General features: G+C 45.2%; 15 protein-coding genes and 4 pseudogenes. All 19 read left to right on the top strand.

The window, feature by feature from the left end; all coding sequences use genetic code 11:
* Positions 1-196: pseudogene (gene tuf / locus L1D44_RS20515) on the top strand (elongation factor Tu); the annotation flags it as partial.
* 287 nt (positions 197-483) lie between these two features.
* Entirely contained in the window at positions 484-855 is a 372-nt protein-coding gene (secE, locus tag L1D44_RS20510) for a preprotein translocase subunit SecE (RefSeq protein ID WP_220770206.1), read from the top strand.
* Between the two features lie 9 nt (positions 856-864).
* Complete coding sequence (gene nusG, locus L1D44_RS20505; protein WP_220770207.1) at positions 865-1,416, top strand: transcription termination/antitermination protein NusG; 552 nt, start codon at positions 865-867, stop codon at positions 1,414-1,416.
* 126 nt (positions 1,417-1,542) lie between these two features.
* Positions 1,543-1,971, top strand: a complete 429-nt coding sequence (gene rplK, locus L1D44_RS20500) for a 50S ribosomal protein L11 (RefSeq protein WP_011863956.1) — start codon at positions 1,543-1,545, stop codon at positions 1,969-1,971.
* Positions 1,972-1,975: 4 nt separating this feature from the next.
* On the top strand, positions 1,976-2,677 hold the full coding sequence (rplA, locus tag L1D44_RS20495; protein ID WP_220770208.1) for a 50S ribosomal protein L1: 702 nt from the start codon (positions 1,976-1,978) through the stop codon (positions 2,675-2,677).
* 270 nt (positions 2,678-2,947) lie between these two features.
* Positions 2,948-3,445, top strand: coding sequence for a 50S ribosomal protein L10 (rplJ, locus tag L1D44_RS20490; protein WP_220770209.1), 498 nt, complete (start codon positions 2,948-2,950; stop codon positions 3,443-3,445).
* A gap of 53 nt (positions 3,446-3,498) precedes the next feature.
* The gene (gene rplL, locus L1D44_RS20485; protein ID WP_028767981.1) at positions 3,499-3,864 is read left to right on the top strand and encodes a 50S ribosomal protein L7/L12; all 366 of its coding nucleotides are present in this window, start codon (positions 3,499-3,501) and stop codon (positions 3,862-3,864) included.
* A gap of 239 nt (positions 3,865-4,103) precedes the next feature.
* Complete coding sequence (gene rpoB, locus L1D44_RS20480; RefSeq protein WP_239893081.1) at positions 4,104-8,135, top strand: DNA-directed RNA polymerase subunit beta; 4,032 nt, start codon at positions 4,104-4,106, stop codon at positions 8,133-8,135.
* 83 nt (positions 8,136-8,218) lie between these two features.
* Entirely contained in the window at positions 8,219-12,433 is a 4,215-nt protein-coding gene (rpoC, locus tag L1D44_RS20475) for a DNA-directed RNA polymerase subunit beta' (protein WP_220770211.1), read from the top strand.
* Between the two features lie 190 nt (positions 12,434-12,623).
* The gene (rpsL, locus tag L1D44_RS20470) at positions 12,624-12,998 is read left to right on the top strand and encodes a 30S ribosomal protein S12 (protein WP_012327264.1); all 375 of its coding nucleotides are present in this window, start codon (positions 12,624-12,626) and stop codon (positions 12,996-12,998) included.
* An 80-nt stretch (positions 12,999-13,078) separates the two neighbouring features.
* Entirely contained in the window at positions 13,079-13,549 is a 471-nt protein-coding gene (rpsG, locus tag L1D44_RS20465) for a 30S ribosomal protein S7 (protein WP_202723806.1), read from the top strand.
* A gap of 75 nt (positions 13,550-13,624) precedes the next feature.
* Positions 13,625-15,721, top strand: coding sequence for an elongation factor G (gene fusA, locus L1D44_RS20460; protein WP_239893080.1), 2,097 nt, complete (start codon positions 13,625-13,627; stop codon positions 15,719-15,721).
* 83 nt (positions 15,722-15,804) lie between these two features.
* Positions 15,805-16,323 (top strand): annotated as a pseudogene (locus tag L1D44_RS20455) (GTP-binding protein); the annotation flags it as partial.
* Position 16,324: 1 nt separating this feature from the next.
* Positions 16,325-17,239: pseudogene (tuf, locus tag L1D44_RS20450) on the top strand (elongation factor Tu); the annotation flags it as partial.
* Between the two features lie 55 nt (positions 17,240-17,294).
* Positions 17,295-17,489 (top strand): annotated as a pseudogene (gene tuf / locus L1D44_RS20445) (elongation factor Tu); the annotation flags it as partial.
* Positions 17,490-17,849: 360 nt separating this feature from the next.
* Positions 17,850-18,161, top strand: a complete 312-nt coding sequence (rpsJ, locus tag L1D44_RS20440; RefSeq protein ID WP_005503530.1) for a 30S ribosomal protein S10 — start codon at positions 17,850-17,852, stop codon at positions 18,159-18,161.
* A 27-nt stretch (positions 18,162-18,188) separates the two neighbouring features.
* Positions 18,189-18,827, top strand: a complete 639-nt coding sequence (gene rplC / locus L1D44_RS20435) for a 50S ribosomal protein L3 (RefSeq protein WP_220770213.1) — start codon at positions 18,189-18,191, stop codon at positions 18,825-18,827.
* A gap of 17 nt (positions 18,828-18,844) precedes the next feature.
* The gene (gene rplD / locus L1D44_RS20430) at positions 18,845-19,450 is read left to right on the top strand and encodes a 50S ribosomal protein L4 (protein WP_028767974.1); all 606 of its coding nucleotides are present in this window, start codon (positions 18,845-18,847) and stop codon (positions 19,448-19,450) included.
* Entirely contained in the window at positions 19,447-19,749 is a 303-nt protein-coding gene (gene rplW, locus L1D44_RS20425; protein WP_220770214.1) for a 50S ribosomal protein L23, read from the top strand. Before rplD ends, rplW begins: the two co-directional genes overlap by 4 nt.
* Position 19,750: the final 1 nt, after the last annotated feature.

The raw sequence follows: 19,750 nt of genomic DNA, 5'->3' as shown, positions 1-19,750 counted from the left end.
GTTCTACTTCCGTACAACTGACGTAACTGGTACTATCGAACTACCAGAAGGCGTAGAAATGGTTATGCCTGGTGACAACATCAAGATGGTTGTTACTCTAATCTGCCCAATCGCGATGGACGAAGGTCTACGTTTCGCTATCCGTGAAGGTGGCCGTACAGTTGGTGCTGGTGTTGTAGCTAAGATCATTGCTTAATAGCAACGAGTCTTAACTCAATATTGAAAAGGGCAGCTTAGGCTGCCTTTTTTGTTTTATTGCATTTACGTTTAATTTGTTAGTGAAGCTGGGCTTTGTATTCTTGCCAAATAAGTGGAATAAGAATACAATCTATGACCGATTTTTGACTCGTCGCTTATACTTTATTAAGAGTATATTCGGCAGTCGCCAGTTCGGATAGCGAGTCTGACTGAATTTTTCACTGAGCAAAATGCTATTTTATAGCGTTCCTTGCCTCAGAACGTAGTGAGTAACGGAATTAACCGATGACAACAAATACTGAAAGCCAGGGTAACTCTCTGGATATCGTAAAGTGGGGCCTAGTCGTAATCTTGTTGGCTGCTGCAATTATTGGCAATCAATATTTTAATGAAGCAAGTGTCGTTGTACGCGCCCTAGGTGTAGTCGTGACTTTTGCTATCGCTGGTTTCATTGCGTTGCAAACAGAAAAAGGCAAGCAAGCTTTAACTTTTGCTCGTGAATCACAGATTGAAGTTCGTAAAGTGGTTTGGCCTACGCGTCAAGAAGCACTCAATACAACTTTCATTGTATTAGCTGCAACAGCCGTTTTAGGTTTAGTCCTTTGGGGCTTAGATGCAGTATTGCTTAGAATTGTTAATTTTATTACAGGCGTATAGGCATTAAGTATGACTGAAGCTACTGAAGCTAAAAAAAGATGGTATGTAATTCAAGCGTTTTCCGGCTATGAAGGCCGTGTTTGTAAAACTCTGCTTGAACATATCAAAATGCATGGCATGGAAGATTACTTTGGTGAGGTTTTGGTACCTACTGAAGAAGTCGTTGAAATGCGTGCAGGCCAACGTCGTAAGAGCGAGCGCAAGTTTTTCCCTGGCTACGTGTTAGTTCAGATGGAAATGAACGATGAAAGCTGGCACCTAGTGAAGAGCATTCCACGTGTAATGGGCTTCATCGGTGGCACATCTGATCGTCCTGCACCAATTTCGAATAAAGAGGCTGATGCAATCCTTCAGCGTCTTCAAGAAACTACTGAGTCTCCAACGCATCGCGTTATGTTCGAGCCAGGTGAAGTCGTTCGTGTTACTGACGGACCTTTTGCTGACTTCAACGGTACCGTTGAAGAAGTGGATTATGAGAAGAACCGCGTTAAGGTTTCTGTGATGATCTTCGGCCGCTCGACACCAGTAGAACTTGATTTTAGTCAGATTGAAAAAAGCTGATTAAATAAAGCGCAAATACTATTTGGAAATGGGTGCGAATTTATATATAATTCGCACCCATATTTTTCGGGGAGCCTTTCAACATAGTGTTGATGGCGTTTGAACCCAAACTTGAGGAAATGTCTCATGGCAAAGAAAGTTGATGGTTACATCAAACTGCAAGTCGCAGCCGGTGCTGCAAACCCGTCGCCACCAGTAGGCCCAGCATTGGGTCAGAAAGGTGTTAACATCATGGAATTCTGTAAAGCATTCAACGCTCGTACTGAAAAGTTCGAGAAAGGTATGCCAATTCCTGTAGTTATCACTGTTTACACTGATCGCTCTTTCACTTTCGAAACTAAGACTCCACCTGCGTCTTTCCTACTGCTTAAAGCAGCTGGTCTGAAATCAGGTTCTGGCCGTCCTAACACTGAAAAAGTGGGAACTATCAAGCGTAGCGCTGTCCAGGAAATCGCTGAGACTAAAGCCGCTGATATGACTGGTGCTGATATTGAAGCGATGACTCGCTCAATTGAAGGTACTGCGCGTTCAATGGGTTTGGTAGTAGAGGACTAATATAATGGCAAAGCTAACTAAACGCGCTCGTCTAATCCGCGAGAAAGTTGAAGCTACTAAGAGCTACGACATCAATGAAGCTGTTGCACTTCTAAAAGAACTAGCTACTGCTAAGTTCGTTGAAAGTGTTGACGTTGCCGTTAACCTAGGTGTTGACCCACGTAAATCTGACCAAAACGTTCGTGGCGCTACTGTGCTACCACACGGTACTGGTCGTGAAGTACGTGTTGCTGTGTTCACTCAAGGTGCTAACGCTGAAGCTGCTACTGCAGCTGGTGCTGAACTTGTTGGTATGGATGACCTTGCCGCACAAATCAAAGCTGGCGAAATGAACTTCGACGTAGTTATCGCATCTCCAGATGCAATGCGCGTTGTTGGTATGTTAGGTCAAATCCTAGGCCCACGTGGTCTAATGCCTAACCCTAAGACTGGTACTGTAACGCCAAACGTTGCTGAAGCAGTTAAGAACGCTAAAGCGGGTCAAATCCGTTACCGTAACGATAAGAACGGTATCATCCACACTACTATCGGTAAAGTGGACTTTGAACCAGCTCAACTTAAGGAAAACTTAGAAGCTCTAATTGGCGCACTTAAAAAAGCCAAGCCAGCAGCTGCTAAAGGCGTTTTCGTTAAGAAAGTAAGCATCTCTACCACTATGGGTGCAGGTGTTGCTGTTGACCAGAGTACTCTGGAAGACGTTAAGTAAATTTACAAAGCTCGCGCATTAGTCTATAATGCGCGCACTTTGTAGGGTTGGGGCTGTGATTTATCCTTTTAGGTTAAAGACTAGCCTCCGTCCAAGACCGTAGGTGTCGGTTCAAGTAATTGACTTAATTTCCTGCGTAGACGGTGTCGGACCCCAGATAGATTTTATTCTGCTGGATATATTCGCGCCGTAAGTCGCTAGGTATCATTAGATGCTTAGCATGGTAATTGCTAGGGAACTTTCCCTAGATCGAATCCAGGAGTATAGCCAATGGCATTAAGACTCGAAGACAAAAAAGCGATTGTTGCTGAAGTCAACGAAGCTGCCAAAGGTGCTTTATCTGCAGTTGTAGCCGATTCACGCGGTGTAACTGTAGGTGATATGACCGGTCTTCGTAAAGCTGCTCGTGAAGCTGGTGTGTACGTTAAAGTTGTACGTAACACTCTAGTTAAGCGCGCTGTTGAAGGTACTGATTTTGAGTGCCTAAGCGATACGTTCACTGGTCCTACTTTGATTGCATTCTCTAACGAGCACCCAGGTGCAGCTGCGCGTCTTCTTAAAGATTTCGCTAAAGCGCAAGAGAAGTTTGAAATCAAAGCAGCAGCCTTTGAAGGGGAATTAATCCCTGCAGACAACATTGATCGTTTAGCAAAACTACCAACTTACGAAGAAGCACTAGCTCAGTTCATGATGACTCTAAAAGAAGCATCTGCTGGCAAGTTCGTTCGTACATTGGCCGCTCTACGCGATCAGAAAGAAGCTGCTTAATTTTACAAGCCGCTTAATTAAATTGAATTCAGTACAATTAGGAATTTTTTGTTATGTCTATCACTAAAGACCAAATCTTAGAAGCCCTTGCAGCAATGTCTGTAATGGAAGTTGTTGAACTAATCGAAGCTATGGAAGAGAAGTTCGGCGTATCTGCAGCTGCTGCTGTTGTTTCAGGTGGTGGCGAAGCTGCTGCTGCTGAAGAGAAAACAGAATTCGACGTAATTCTTACTTCTCACGGCGACAACAAAGTTGCAGTAATTAAAGCTCTTCGTGGCGCTACAGGTCTAGGCCTGAAAGAAGCTAAAGGCATGGCTGAATCTGCTCCAGTAGCAGTTAAAGAAGCTATCTCTAAAGAAGAAGCTGAAGCTCTTAAGACTGAACTTGAAGCAGCTGGTGCTGCAGTAGAGATCAAGTAAGTTATACTATAACTTACAACCTCCCGAGTAATCGGGCGGAGGCTGGCGGTTTTTTAACCGTCGGCCTTTTTTGCGCTGTAAGCGCAGGCGATTTTTTTTTCACCGTTTATCGCCAGATTTCGCAGTTCCTAGCAGAGATTACTGGTTGGGTTCTTGCTTTCAACGGTGATGGGCAAACGCGCTGTTTCAACATTTAGGTTGATTCAGTCTTGGTCACATCTCGCAATCAGAGGAAACCCATGGTTTACTCCTATTCTGAAAAGAAGCGTATTCGCAAAGACTTTGGTAAACGTCAACGTGTTTTAGACATCCCTTACCTTTTGTCAATCCAGTTGGACTCTTTTAAGAAGTTCACCGATCAAGATCCTACAGGTGAGCGTGGTTTTGAAGCTGCTTTCCGTAGCGTTTTTCCCATCAAGAGCTTTTCTGGTAATTCTGAGCTGCAATATGTCAGCTACAAACTAGGCGAGCCAGTTTTTGATGTGAAAGAGTGTCAAATCCGCGGTGTTACATACTCTGCACCTCTACGCGTTAAACTGCGTATGGTTCTGTATGACCGTGAAGCTGCACCTGGCACAGTAAAAGACATTAAAGAACAAGAAGTCTATATGGGGGATATCCCTCTTATGACTGACAACGGTACCTTTGTTATCAATGGTACTGAACGTGTAATCGTGTCTCAGCTACACCGTAGCCCAGGCGTATTCTTTGATCATGACCGTGGTAAAACCCACTCTTCAGGTAAGGTGCTATATAACGCACGTATTATTCCTTACCGTGGTTCTTGGTTAGACTTTGAATTCGATCCTAAAGATGCACTATTTGTACGTATTGACCGTCGTCGTAAGTTAGCGGCTTCGATCATTCTGCGTGCTCTAGATTACTCTACTCAAGATATTCTTGACCTGTTCTTCGATCGCGTAAACTTTAAGATCAAGAAAGATTCATTAGTAATGGATCTTGTTGCAGACCGTCTTCGTGGCGAAACTGCAAGCTATGACATTAAAGACGCTGAAGGCACTGTTCTTGTTGAGAAGGGACGTCGCATCACTGCACGTCATATTCGTCAGCTTGAAAAGTCAAATACTACTGAGCTTGAAGTACCAGTTGAGTACATCGCTGGTAAGATCTCTGGTCAAGACTATATCGATCCAGATACAGGCGAAGTATTGGTTTCTGCAAACGCAGAGATCAGCCTAGAAGATCTAGCTAAGCTATCTATGGCTGGCATCAAAGAGATCAGCACTCTGTATATCAACGAACTTGATAACGGTGCTTATATCTCTGACACCATACGTATCGATTCTACAACTAACCGCCTAGAAGCATTAGTTGAAATCTACCGTATGATGCGTCCTGGTGAGCCACCAACCAAAGATGCTGCTGAAGCACTATTCCAGAACTTGTTCTTCAGTGAAGAACGTTATGATCTATCTAAAGTAGGTCGTATGAAGTTCAACCGTCGTCTAGGTATTGATGACGACGAAGGTACGGGTATCTTAACTAAAGAAGATATCGTTGCCGTGATGAAGAACATCATCGCCATCCGTAACGGCTTGGACGAAGTTGATGATATCGATCACCTAGGTAACCGTCGTATCCGTAGTGTAGGTGAAATGGCTGAAAACCAGTTCCGTGTTGGTCTAGTTCGTGTTGAACGTGCCGTACGTGAGCGTCTAAGCCTTGGTGATCTAAATGAGCTAATGCCTCAAGATCTGATCAACGCTAAGCCTATTTCTGCAGCTGTTAAAGAATTCTTTGGCTCTTCACAGCTTTCACAGTTCATGGACCAAAACAACCCATTGTCAGAAGTAACGCATAAGCGTCGTATTTCTGCTCTAGGTCCAGGTGGTCTAACACGTGAACGTGCTGGTTTCGAAGTTCGAGACGTACACCCGACTCACTACGGTCGTCTATGTCCAATCGAAACGCCTGAAGGTCCAAACATTGGTTTGATCAACTCGTTGTCAACCTTTGCGCGTACTAACAACTATGGCTTCCTAGAAACGCCTTACCGTAAGGTAATCGATGGCGTGGTTACTGAAGAAGTTGATTACTTGTCAGCAATCGAAGAAGGCCGTTACGTTATCGCTCAGGCAAACGTAGAATTAGATGCAAACAACCGCATGATGGATGAGCTAATTGCTTGTCGTCACAAAGGTGATTCAACATTTATGGGTGCATCTGACATCCAGTATATGGACGTATCACCACAGCAGATTATTTCTGTTGCGGCATCACTAATTCCGTTCCTAGAACACGATGACGCGAACCGTGCATTGATGGGTGCGAACATGCAACGTCAGGCTGTTCCAACACTGAAGGCTGATAAGCCGCTAGTTGGTACAGGTATTGAACGTACACTTGCTGTCGACTCAGGCGTGGTTGTTGCTGCTAAGCGTGGTGGTTATGTTGACTACGTTGATGCTAGCCGTATCGTTGTTAAGGTTAACGAATCTGAATTGACTCCAGGTGAAGCTGGTATCGATATTTACAACTTGACTAAGTACACGCGTTCTAACCAGAACACTTGTATTAACCAGCGTCCTTGTTGTTCTGTTGGTGACCCAGTTGTTCGTGGCGACGTACTAGCCGATGGCCCATCTACCGACTTAGGTGATTTGGCTCTTGGTCAGAACATGCGTATCGCGTTCATGCCTTGGAACGGTTACAACTTCGAAGACTCGATCTTGATCTCTGAGCGTGTAGCTCAAGAAGACCGTTTCACAACTATCCACATTCAAGAGCTTTCATGTATCGCTCGTGATACTAAGTTGGGTAGCGAAGAGATCACTGCTGATATTCCAAACGTCGGTGAGTCTGCGCTTTCTAAGCTTGACGAATCAGGTATCGTTTATATCGGTGCAGAAGTTAAGGGTGGCGACATCCTAGTTGGTAAAGTAACACCTAAGGGTGAAACTCAGCTGACTCCAGAAGAGAAACTTCTACGTGCAATCTTCGGCGAAAAAGCGTCTGACGTTAAAGACAGCTCTCTACGCGTACCTAACTCTGTTAAAGGTACTATCATCGACGTACAAGTATTTACTCGTGACGGCGTTGAGAAAGACAAGCGTGCTGTTGAAATCGAAGAGATGCATATCGCTCAGGCTCGTAAGGATTTGACTGAAGAGTTCCAAATTCTTGAAGATGGTGTTCTTGGTCGTGCTCGCAACCTATTACTAGGTGCAGGTTTCGATGAAGCCCAACTTGATGCAATTCCTCGTTCACAATTGTTGGTTCAAACCATCGATGATGAAACGAAGCAAACTGAGCTAGAACAGCTAGCTGAGCAAGCGGAAGAGCTAAAAGCCGATTTCGATAAGAAGTTCGAAATCAAGCGCCGTAAGATCACTCAAGGTGATGACTTAGCACCTGGTGTACTTAAGATCGTTAAGGTTTACCTAGCGGTTAAGCGTACTATCCAGCCTGGTGATAAGATGGCGGGTCGTCATGGTAACAAGGGTGTAATCTCTAAGATTTGTCCTATTGAAGACATGCCATACGACGAAAAAGGCGATCCAGTGGATATCGTATTGAACCCACTAGGTGTACCTTCACGTATGAACATCGGTCAGGTACTTGAAGTTCATATGGGTGCTGCAGCGAAAGGCATCGGTAACCGTATTACCGAGATGCTAGAAGAGCAGCGCGAATTGGCAGAACTTCGCGGATACATCAAGCAAGTTTATGACTTAGGTGACGAAGTGCAGCAGCGCGTTGACATCGATTCATTTACAGATGATGAAATCTTGCGTCTTGCTAAAAACCTAAAAGGCGGTGTGCCAACAGCTACACCTGCGTTTGATGGTGCCAAAGAGAAAGAGATCAAGCAGATGCTTGAACTTGCAGGTCTACCGACATCAGGTCAGCTAACGCTGTGTGATGGTCGTACTGGTAACCAATTTGAGCGTCAAGTAACCGTTGGTTACATGTACATGCTCAAACTGAACCACTTGGTTGACGATAAGATGCACGCCCGTTCTACCGGTTCGTACAGTCTTGTTACTCAGCAACCATTGGGTGGTAAAGCACAGTTCGGTGGTCAGCGTTTCGGTGAGATGGAAGTATGGGCACTTGAAGCTTACGGTGCTGCATATACACTTCAAGAAATGCTAACCGTTAAATCGGACGATGTGAACGGTCGTACTCAGATGTATAAGAACATCGTCGACGGTAACCATCAGATGCAACCAGGTATGCCTGAATCGTTCAACGTATTGTTGAAAGAGATCCGTTCGCTCGGTATTAACATCGAGTTGGATCAACAGTAACACTTGGTTACTGCCTCTATGGCAAAAGAAATTGGTGCTCTGCATTGGCAGGGCACCCGGTTTAACTCCTTCAGGAGAGAAACGTGAAAGACTTATTAAAGTTTCTGAAACAGCAAAGCAAGACTGAAGAATTTGAAGGTATCAAGATCGGCCTAGCGTCGCCTGACTTGATCCGCTCTTGGTCTTTTGGTGAAGTTAAGAAGCCAGAAACCATTAACTACCGTACTTTCAAGCCTGAGCGTGAAGGTTTGTTCTGTGCGCGTATTTTTGGTCCAGTAAAAGATTATGAATGTTTATGCGGTAAGTATAAGCGTCTAAAGCACCGTGGTGTGATCTGTGAAAAGTGTGGCGTAGAAGTTACACAGACTAAAGTACGTCGTGAGCGTATGGGTCACATCGATCTAGCTAGCCCAGTTGCGCACATTTGGTTCTTGAAGTCTCTGCCATCTCGTATCGGTTTGATGCTAGACATGACTCTTCGTGATATCGAACGTGTACTTTACTTCGAATCTTTCGTAGTAATCGAGCCTGGCATGACCAGCCTTGAACGCGGCCAAATGCTGACAGAAGAAAACTATCTGGATGCATTGGAAGAGTACGGTGATGAATTCGATGCCAAGATGGGTGCTGAAGCAGTTTTAGAATTGCTACGTGCTATCGATCTTGAGAAAGAAATTGAAATGATGCGCGAAGAATTGCCATCAATCAATTCTGAGACTCGTCGTAAGAAGATCACTAAGCGTCTTAAGCTAATTGAGGCATTCTTCACTTCAGGTAACAAGCCTGAGTGGATGATCCTTAAAGTGCTACCGGTTCTGCCACCAGATCTACGTCCTCTAGTTCCACTAGATGGCGGACGTTTTGCTACGTCTGATTTGAACGACCTTTACCGTCGTGTAATCAACCGTAACAACCGTCTAAAGCGTCTATTAGACCTAGCTGCTCCAGATATCATCGTACGTAACGAAAAGCGTATGTTGCAAGAATCTGTTGATGCACTATTAGACAACGGTCGTCGTGGTCGTGCTATTACCGGTTCTAACAAGCGTCCGCTTAAATCTTTGGCTGATATGATCAAAGGTAAGCAAGGTCGTTTCCGTCAGAACTTGCTAGGTAAGCGTGTTGACTACTCTGGTCGTTCGGTAATTACCGTAGGTCCTACTTTACGTCTACACCAGTGTGGTCTTCCTAAGAAGATGGCACTTGAGCTATTTAAGCCATTTATCTATGGCAAGCTAGAAGGTCGTGGCTTAGCTACAACCATTAAAGCTGCTAAGAAGATGGTAGAACGCGAAGTTCCAGAAGTTTGGGACGTTCTAGATGACGTGATCCGCGAACATCCAGTGATGCTTAACCGTGCACCAACACTGCACAGACTAGGTATCCAGGCATTTGAGCCAGTACTAATCGAAGGTAAAGCGATTCAGCTTCACCCGTTGGTTTGTGCGGCATACAACGCCGACTTCGACGGTGACCAAATGGCTGTTCACGTGCCACTAACGCTAGAAGCGCAGTTAGAAGCACGTTCACTAATGATGTCTACCAACAACATCCTTTCACCTGCAAACGGTGAGCCGGTGATTACACCGTCACAGGACGTTGTATTGGGTCTTTACTACACTAGCCGTGAGCGTATTAACGGCAAGGGTGAAGGCATGGCATTCGCTGATGTGGCTGAAGCTGAAAAAGCTTACCGCACAGGTGTTGCTGAGCTACACGCTCGCGTTAAGGTTCGTATTACCGAAACGACGACGAACGAAGCCGGTGAAAAAGTTAAGACACGTCGTGTTGTTGATACAACCGTTGGTCGTGCATTGCTTTCACAGATCCTGCCAAAAGGTCTTTCTTATGATTTGGTTAACCAAAACATGGGTAAGAAGCAGATCTCTAAGCTATTGAACACTTGTTACCGTCAACTAGGTCTTAAAGATACCGTTATCTTTGCTGACCAATTGATGTACACAGGTTTCCACTTTGCAACTATCTCGGGTGCCTCTGTAGGTATCAACGATATGGTTATTCCAGATCTTAAGTACACGCTAGTAGCGGATGCTGAAGCGGAAGTTCTTGAAATTCAAGAGCAGTTCCAATCTGGTCTAGTAACAGCTGGTGAGCGTTACAACAAAGTAATCGATATCTGGGCAAGCGCGAACGAAAAAGTTTCTAAAGCGATGATGGAAAACCTGTCTAAAGAGACAGTGATTAACCGTGATGGCGAAGAAGAGCAGCAAGAATCGTTCAACAGTATCTACATGATGGCCGACTCAGGCGCTCGTGGTAGTGCTGCACAGATTCGTCAGTTGGCCGGTATGCGTGGTCTGATGGCTAAGCCTGATGGCTCAATCATCGAAACCCCAATTGTGGCTAACTTCCGTGAAGGTCTAAACGTATCTCAGTACTTTATTTCTACTCACGGTGCGCGTAAGGGTCTTGCGGATACGGCATTGAAGACAGCTAACTCTGGTTACCTGACTCGTCGTCTAGTAGACGTTGCACAAGACTTAGTTGTTATCGAAGACGACTGTGGAACTTACGAAGGTCTAACTATGAAGCCGCTGATTGAAGGTGGTGATGTAGTTGAACCGTTACGTGAACGTGTTCTTGGTCGTGTTGTTGCACAAGATGTGTTCAAGCCAGGTACTGAAGAAGTACTTGTGCCACGTAACACGCTTCTTGACGAAGCTTGGTGTGACATCGTTGAAGATAACTCTATCGACGAAATGATCGTTCGTTCAGTAATTAGCTGTGATACAGACTTCGGTGTGTGTGCTGCTTGTTATGGTCGTGATTTGGCTCGTGGCCATATCATCAACCAAGGTGAAGCGATTGGTGTTGTTGCTGCTCAGTCAATTGGTGAGCCAGGAACACAGCTTACGATGCGTACTTTCCACATCGGTGGTGCGGCATCTCGAGCTTCAGCTGAGAACAACGTTCAAGTTAAGAACTCAGGTACGCTTAAGTTACACAACGCTAAGTATGTAACTAACAGCAACGGTAAGCTGGTAATTGTTTCTCGTTCTTCTGAATTAGCAATTATCGATGAGCTAGGCCGTGAGAAAGAGCGTTATAAGGTTCCTTACGGTACTGTACTTGAGAAGTTGGAAGATGACGGCGTAGCTGCTGGCGAAATTATCGCTAAGTGGGATCCACATACTCACCCAATTATCACTGAAGTGGCGGGTAGTATTAAGTTCGTAGATATGATTGAAGGTGTCACTATGACACGTCAAACAGACGAATTAACGGGTCTTTCTTCAATCGTCGTACTAGAAGTTGGTCAACGTCCAACTGCAGGTAAAGAGATGCGTCCTATGATCCGTCTTGTTGCTGCTGATGGTAGCGACTTGATGATCCCAGGTACTGAAGTACCTGCGCAATACTTCTTACCAGGTCACGCGATTGTAAACCTTGACGATAACGCACCAATTAACGTTGGTGATGCATTAGCACGTATTCCTCAAGAATCTTCTAAGACTCGCGATATTACCGGTGGTCTACCACGCGTAGCTGACTTGTTCGAAGCGCGTAAGCCAAAAGAGCCTGCAATTCTTGCTGAAGTATCGGGAACTATCTCGTTCGGTAAAGAAACCAAAGGTAAGCGTCGTCTAGTGATCACCCCAGCTGATGGTGGTGAGCAGTATGAAGAGATGATTCCTAAGTGGCGTAACCTGAACGTGTTCGAAGGTGAAAAAGTCGAACGTGGTGAAGTTATTGCCGATGGTCCAGAAGCGGCACACGACATTCTACGTCTACGTGGTATCCACAATGTGGCTAACTACATCGTGAATGAAGTACAGGACGTTTACCGTCTACAGGGCGTTAAGATCAACGATAAGCACATTGAGGTGATCATTCGCCAGATGCTGCGTAAGTGTGAGATCATTGACGCAGGTGACAGTGAATTCCTACCGGGTGAACAAGCTGAAGTGTCTCGTGTGAAGATCGCTAACCGCGAACTAGAAGCACAAGGTAAGCAGCCTGCAACATTCGAACGTGAACTTCTTGGTATCACTAAGGCGTCACTTGCGACTGAATCGTTCATCTCTGCAGCATCGTTCCAGGAGACCACTCGTGTTCTTACTGAAGCAGCTGTTGGCGGTAAGAGCGACAAGTTACGTGGTCTGAAAGAAAACGTAATCGTTGGTCGTCTAATCCCTGCTGGTACAGGTTATTCTTACCATCAGAAGCGTGCTACAGCAGTGCCAAGTGCGGCAACTGAAGAAGCACCAGCGATTAGTGCAAGCGAAGCTGAGCAGAACCTTGCGGATCTACTAAATCTAGCTGGAAGCAATGATTAATCGTTGCTGAAAAAGTAAATAGATTGTAAAAAAGGCGCTTTTGGCGCCTTTTTTTACTTTAAATCGGTTATAAAGTTGTCTATTTCTTGACAGAAACCTCATACACTTCTAAAATTTCGCGTCCCACACCTGTGGGATATAGATTTTTCACACCTTACTGTTGATTTAGTCAACTGATTCGGAGCTATACATGGCAACTGTAAACCAGTTGGTACGTAAGCCTCGCGCGCCAAAAGTCGATAAGACTAATGTGCCTGCGTTGAATGCGTGTCCACAAAAGCGTGGTGTTTGTACTCGCGTATACACAACCACACCAAAAAAACCAAACTCTGCACTACGTAAAGTAGCTCGTGTGCGTCTAACTAACGGTTTCGAAGTAACTTCGTACATCGGCGGTGAAGGCCACAACCTGCAGGAACACAGCGTAATTCTAATCCGTGGCGGTCGTGTAAAAGACTTACCGGGTGTGCGTTACCACACTGTACGCGGCGCATTAGACTGTGCTGGCGTTAGCGAACGTCGTCAAGGTCGTTCTAAGTACGGTGCTAAGCGTCCTAAGTCTTAACGTTTTCCGTTAAGTAAGGCCAAGCTAGAGATAATCGAGATTCCAGTTTTGGGGTCCCTGAAGCATACGGAGAAATTGTTATGCCAAGACGTCGCGTTGTAGGACAACGTAAAATCCTACCAGATCCAAAGTTCAACAGTGAGTTGCTGGCTAAGTTCATCAACGTCATTATGCAGGACGGCAAAAAGTCGACTGCTGAAAAAATTATTTACAAGGCACTAGATACTGCAGCTGAAAAGAAAGGCGAAGATCAACTAGTAATCCTTGAAGCAGCCCTGGACAACGTACGTCCATCAGTCGAGGTTAAGTCTCGTCGTGTTGGTGGTTCTACTTACCAGGTACCATGTGAAGTTCGTCCTGTGCGTCGTAACGCACTAGCGATGCGCTGGTTAGTTGAAGCTGCACGTAAGCGTGGTGAAAAATCTATGGCTCTACGTCTAGCAGGTGAAATGTTAGACGCATCTGAAAACAAAGGTACTGCTGTTAAGAAGCGCGAAGACGTGCATCGTATGGCAGAAGCAAACAAAGCGTTTGCTCATTACCGCTGGTAATATCTTGGCGTGGGCTTTTGCCCACGCCTTACTTGCATTGCTAACACTCAGGTTTTAGCTAAGAGGGTATAAATCGTGGCTCGTACAACTCCAATTGAGCGCTACCGTAATATCGGTATCTGTGCTCATGTTGACGCTGGTAAAACCACTACTACTGAACGTGTTCTGTTCTATACCGGTATGTCTCATAAGATCGGTGAAGTTCATGATGGCGCTGCTACCATGGACTGGATGGAGCAGGAGCAGGAGCGTGGGATTACCATCACCTCAGCCGCAACGACTACTTTCTGGCGCGGAATGGATGCGCAGTTCACTGAACACCGCATTAACATCATCGATACTCCAGGCCACGTTGACTTCACTATTGAAGTAGAACGTTCTTTGCGAGTACTAGATGGTGCAGTCGTTGTTTTCTGTGGCTCATCTGGGGTAGAACCTCAATCTGAGACTGTTTGGCGTCAGGCTGATAAGTATCGTGTGCCGCGCTTAGTGTTCGTCAATAAGATGGACCGCGCAGGTGCAAACTTTGATCGTGTCGTTGAACAGATCCGCAACCGCCTTGGCGCTACTTGTGTACCGATTCAAATGAATATTGGTGCAGAAGAAGACTTCAAGGGCGTCGTCGATTTGATCAAGATGAAAGCAATTAACTGGTCTGAAGATGATCAGGGCATGACTTTCACTTATGAAGCCATTCCAGAGCACCTAACAGATAAAGCCGCAGAAATGCGTGAATATTTGGTAGAGAGTGCTGCTGAAGCTACAGAAGAGCTGATGGAAAAGTACCTAGAAGATGGGGAACTTTCAGAGGACGAGATCAAGAAGGCACTACGTCAGCGTACCTTAAATAACGAAATCGTATTGGCAACCTGTGGTTCTGCATTTAAGAACAAGGGTGTACAAGCGGTTCTCGATGCTGTGGTAGATTTTCTACCATCACCAGTCGAAGTTCCTGCAATTAAGGGCATCGATGAAAACGAAGAAGAGACAGAGCGTCACGCTGACGACAATGCTCCATTCGCTGCATTGGCATTTAAGATTGCAACAGATCCATTCGTAGGTACCTTGACCTTTATACGTGTTTATTCAGGTGTATTGGAGACAGGTGCAGGCGTTTATAACTCTGTTAAGCAAAAACGTGAACGTATTGGTCGTATGGTGCAGATGCACGCTAATGACCGTCAAGAGATTAAGGAAGTACGCGCTGGCGACATCGCTGCTCTAATTGGTCTTAAAGACGTGACTACTGGCGATACTCTGTGTGATTCAGACCATAAAGTAATTCTAGAGCGCATGGAATTCCCTGAGCCTGTAATTACTATCGCCGTTGAGCCAAGAACAAAGGCTGACCAAGATAAGATGGGGATAGCGTTGCAAAAGCTTGCAGCGGAAGATCCGTCATTCCGTGTTGAAACTGATGAAGAGTCGGGTCAAACACTGATTTCTGGTATGGGTGAGCTACACTTAGACATCATCGTTGACCGTATGCGTCGCGAGTTTGGTGTTGAGTGTAATGTAGGTAAACCACAAGTTGCATATCGTGAGACTATCCGCAAAACTGTGGAAGTCGAAGGTAAGTTCGTACGCCAATCTGGTGGTCGAGGTCAATTCGGTCATGTTTGGTTAAAGCTGGAGCCTCAAGAAGAAGGTTTTGGTTACGAATTCGTCAACGAAATTGTTGGTGGTGTGGTTCCAAAGGAATACATTCCAGCAGTTGATAAGGGTATTCAAGAGCAGATGAAGAACGGCGTATTAGCTGGCTTCCCAGTTCTTGACGTAAAAGTCACTTTGTACGATGGTTCATATCATGATGTGGACTCGAACGAAATGGCCTTTAAAGTGGCTGGTTCTATCGGCTTTAAGAAGGGCGCACTAGAAGCGGATCCTTCGTTGCTTGAACCATGTATGAAAGTCGAAGTGACAACTCCTGAAGATTATATGGGAGATGTTGTCGGGGACTTGAACCGTCGTCGCGGCCTAATTGAAGGTATGGATGACGGTATCGCAGGTATTAAACTTGTTCATGCAACAGTTCCTTTGTCTGAAATGTTCGGTTATGCAACCGATTTGCGTAGTGCAACCCAAGGCCGTGCTTCATACTCAATGGAGTTTTTGAAGTATGCTGATGCACCGCAAAATGTTACTAAAGCAATAATAGAGGCTAGAGGCTAAACAGTTTCGCTCTATTGTTGATATACTTAATTGCTATTGCTCGGTTTTAAGCCGAGCATTTTCTGAAAAGAAAGGAATATATCGTGGCTAAAGAAAAATTTGAACGCGTAAAACCGCACGTTAACGTTGGTACTATCGGACACGTTGACCATGGTAAAACTACTCTAACTGCTGCTATCTCTTCTGTGTTAACGAAGGCATACGGTGGTACTAAGCGTGATTTCGCACAGATCGATAACGCTCCAGAAGAGCGTGAGCGCGGTATTACAATTAATACTTCTCACATCGAATATGACACTCCAACTCGTCACTACGCACACGTAGACTGTCCAGGTCACGCGGATTATGTTAAAAACATGATCACTGGTGCTGCACAGATGGACGGCGCGATCCTAGTAGTTGCTTCTACTGACGGCCCAATGCCACAAACTCGTGAGCACATCCTACTTTCACGTCAGGTTGGTGTTCCATTCATCATCGTATTCATGAACAAATGTGACATGGTTGACGATGAAGAACTACTAGAACTAGTAGAAATGGAAGTTCGTGAACTTCTATCTGAGTATGAATTCCCAGGTGATGACCTACCAGTTATCCAAGGTNAACATGATCACTGGTGCTGCACAGATGGACGGCGCGATCCTAGTAGTTGCTTCTACTGACGGCCCAATGCCACAAACTCGTGAGCACATCCTACTTTCACGTCAGGTTGGTGTTCCATTCATCATCGTATTCATGAACAAATGTGACATGGTTGACGATGAAGAACTACTAGAACTAGTAGAAATGGAAGTTCGTGAACTTCTATCTGAGTATGAATTCCCAGGTGATGACCTACCAGTTATCCAAGGTTCTGCTCTTAAAGCTCTTGAAGGCGAGCCAGAGTGGGAAGCTAAGATCCTAGAACTAGCTGAAGCTCTAGACACWTACATTCCAGAGCCAGAGCGTGCTATCGATGGTGCTTTCATTCTACCAATYGAAGACGTATTCTCAATYTCAGGCCGTGGTACAGTAGTAACTGGTCGTGTTGAGCGCGGTATCATCAAAGTTGGTGAAGAAGTAGAAATCGTTGGTATMAAAGATACTACTAAGACTACTTGTACTGGTGTTGAAATGTTCCGTAAGCTGCTTGACGAAGGTCGTGCAGGTGAGAACTGTGGTGTACTACTACGTGGTACTAAGCGTGATGAAGTTGAGCGTGGTCAAGTACTTGCTGCTCCAGGTTCAATCAACCCACACACTACTTTTGAATCAGAAGTATACGTTCTTTCAAAAGAAGAAGGTGGACGTCACACTCCATTCTTCAAAGGCTACCGTCCACAGTTCTACTTCCGTACAACTGACGTAACTGGTACTATCGAACTACCAGAAGGCGTAGAAATGGTTATGCCTGGTGACAACATCAAGATGGTTGTTACTCTAATCTGCCCAATCGCGATGGACGAAGGTCTACGTTTCGCTATCCGTGAAGGTGGCCGTACAGTTGGTGCTGGTGTTGTAGCTAAGATCATTGCTTAATAGCAACGAGTCTTAACTCAATATTGAAAAGGGCAGCTTAGGCTGCCTTTTTTNGTTCTACTTCCGTACAACTGACGTAACTGGTACTATCGAACTACCAGAAGGCGTAGAAATGGTTATGCCTGGTGACAACATCAAGATGGTTGTTACTCTAATCTGCCCAATCGCGATGGACGAAGGTCTACGTTTCGCTATCCGTGAAGGTGGCCGTACAGTTGGTGCTGGTGTTGTAGCTAAGATCATTGCTTAATAGCAACGAGTCTTAACTCAATATTGAAAAGGGCAGCTTAGGCTGCCTTTTTTATTGCCTAAACAAAAGTGGGGTGGGGGCTAGCAATCCCGATCGGACTGTGTATAATGACGCCACTTTGTGAAAGCCAGTCAATTTGACGGTATTTCAAACAATGGGGTTGATCTCAGAGTTGAAATCAGTATAATAACCCCTCGCCTTAACCATTAGGCGATTTAATTGGTCTGCCTTCGGGTTTGACGTAAAAAAAACAGCGACTCCGATTGTGAGTCGAACGGCTAAATCATTTCACTCTGCTATTTTCTATAGGAAAACAGCTAGAGGGTGATTTTTTTGTGTACATTTTAGGAGCTCTGGTCAATGCAGAACCAAAGAATCCGTATCCGCTTGAAAGGATTTGATCATCGTTTGATTGATCAGTCTACTGCGGAAATCGTTGAAACTGCTAAGCGTACCGGCGCGCAGGTTCGTGGTCCAATTCCACTACCAACGCGTAAAGAACGTTATACCATTTTGACTTCTCCACACGTTAATAAAGATGCACGTGATCAGTACGAACTACGTACTCACAAGCGTCTTGTTGACATCGTAGAGCCGACTGAGAAGACTGTAGACGCACTTATGCGTTTAGATCTTGCGGCTGGTGTTGACGTTCAGATTAGCTTGGGTTAATTGAGATCCTTAGAAGAGGTTTGAGAGATGGCTATCGGTCTTATCGGTCGTAAAGTAGGTATGACTCGCATCTTCAATGAAGATGGCGCGTCGGTACCTGTAACAGTAATTGAAATTGCTGCTAACCGCGTAACCCAAGTGAGAACTTTGGATACAGATGGTTACCGTGCACTTCAAGTTACTACTGGTACCAAAAAAGCTAATCGCATCACTAAACCAGAAGCAGGTCACTTTGCTAAGGCTGGCGTTGAAGCTGGTCGCGGTTTGTGGGAAATGCGTTTGGCAGATGGTGAAGGCGAGGGCATCGAAGTTGGTGCTGAGCTTAATGTAGATATCTTCGCTGACGTAGCGAAAGTTGATGTTACTGGTCAATCAAAAGGTAAGGGCTTCCAAGGCGGTATTAAGCGTTGGAACTTCCGTACTCAAGATGCAACACACGGTAACTCACTGGCACATAGAGCTAACGGTTCTATTGGTCAAAACCAAACACCTGGTCGCGTTTTCAAAGGTAAGAAAATGTCTGGCCACATGGGTGCAGAGCGCGTTACTACTCAAAATCTAGACGTTGTACGTGTAGATGCTGAACGTAACCTGCTATTGGTTAAGGGTGCAGTTCCAGGCGCTACTAATGGCGACCTGATCATCAAACCAGCTGTTAAAGCTTAAGGTCTGAGGAGATAGTAATGGAATTGGTATTGAAAGACGCACAGAGTGCTCTTGAAGTTTCCGAAGCTACCTTTGGCCGTGACTTTAATGAAGCACTGGTTCATCAGGTAGTTGTAGCTTACGCTGCAAACGCGCGTCAGGGCACTCGTGCTCAAAAGACTCGCGCAGAAGTAACTGGCTCTGGCAAGAAGCCATGGCGCCAAAAAGGTACTGGCCGTGCACGTGCTGGTACTGTTAAAGGCCCAATCTGGCGTGGCGGTGGCGTAACATTCGCTGCTAAAACACAAGATCACAGCCAAAAAGTTAACAAGAAGATGTACCGCGGAGCGCTGAAAAGCATTTTCTCTGAATTGGTACGTCAAGACCGTCTTGTTGTTGTTGAATCATTTGGTGTTGAAGCTCCTAAAACTAAAGAGCTGAAAGCTAAACTAAATGAAATGCAACTAGAAGACGTATTGATTGTTACTCCAGAAGTTGACGAGAACTTGTTCTTAGCTGCTCGCAACCTGTACAAAGTTGACGTACGTGACGTTGCTGGTATCGACCCAGTAAGTCTAATCGCTTTCAACAAAGTACTTGTTACTGCTGAAGCTATTAAGCAAATCGAGGAGATGCTGGGATGATAAGCCAAGAACGTTTGCTAAAAGTTATTCTTGCACCACACATCTCTGAAAAGAGCACTGTGAATGCAGAGAATAACAACACGGTAGTTTTCCGTGTAGCTATCGATGCAACTAAAGCTGAAATTAAAGCTGCAGTAGCACAGCTATTTGAAGTTGAAGTTGATACAGTTCGTACTTTGGTTAACAAAGGCAAAACTAAGCGTCACGGTGCCCGTACTGGCCGTCGTAGCGATTGGAAAAAAGCTTACGTTACCTTAGCTGCTGGTGCTGACATCGATTTCGTCGGCGGCGCTGAGTAAG

Origin of the sequence: Shewanella sp. Isolate13 (genome assembly GCF_022398325.1) — a bacterium.
In the GTDB taxonomy this organism is placed as follows: Bacteria; Pseudomonadota; Gammaproteobacteria; order Enterobacterales; family Shewanellaceae; genus Shewanella.
This window is presented reverse-complemented; position numbering and strand designations above follow the sequence as displayed.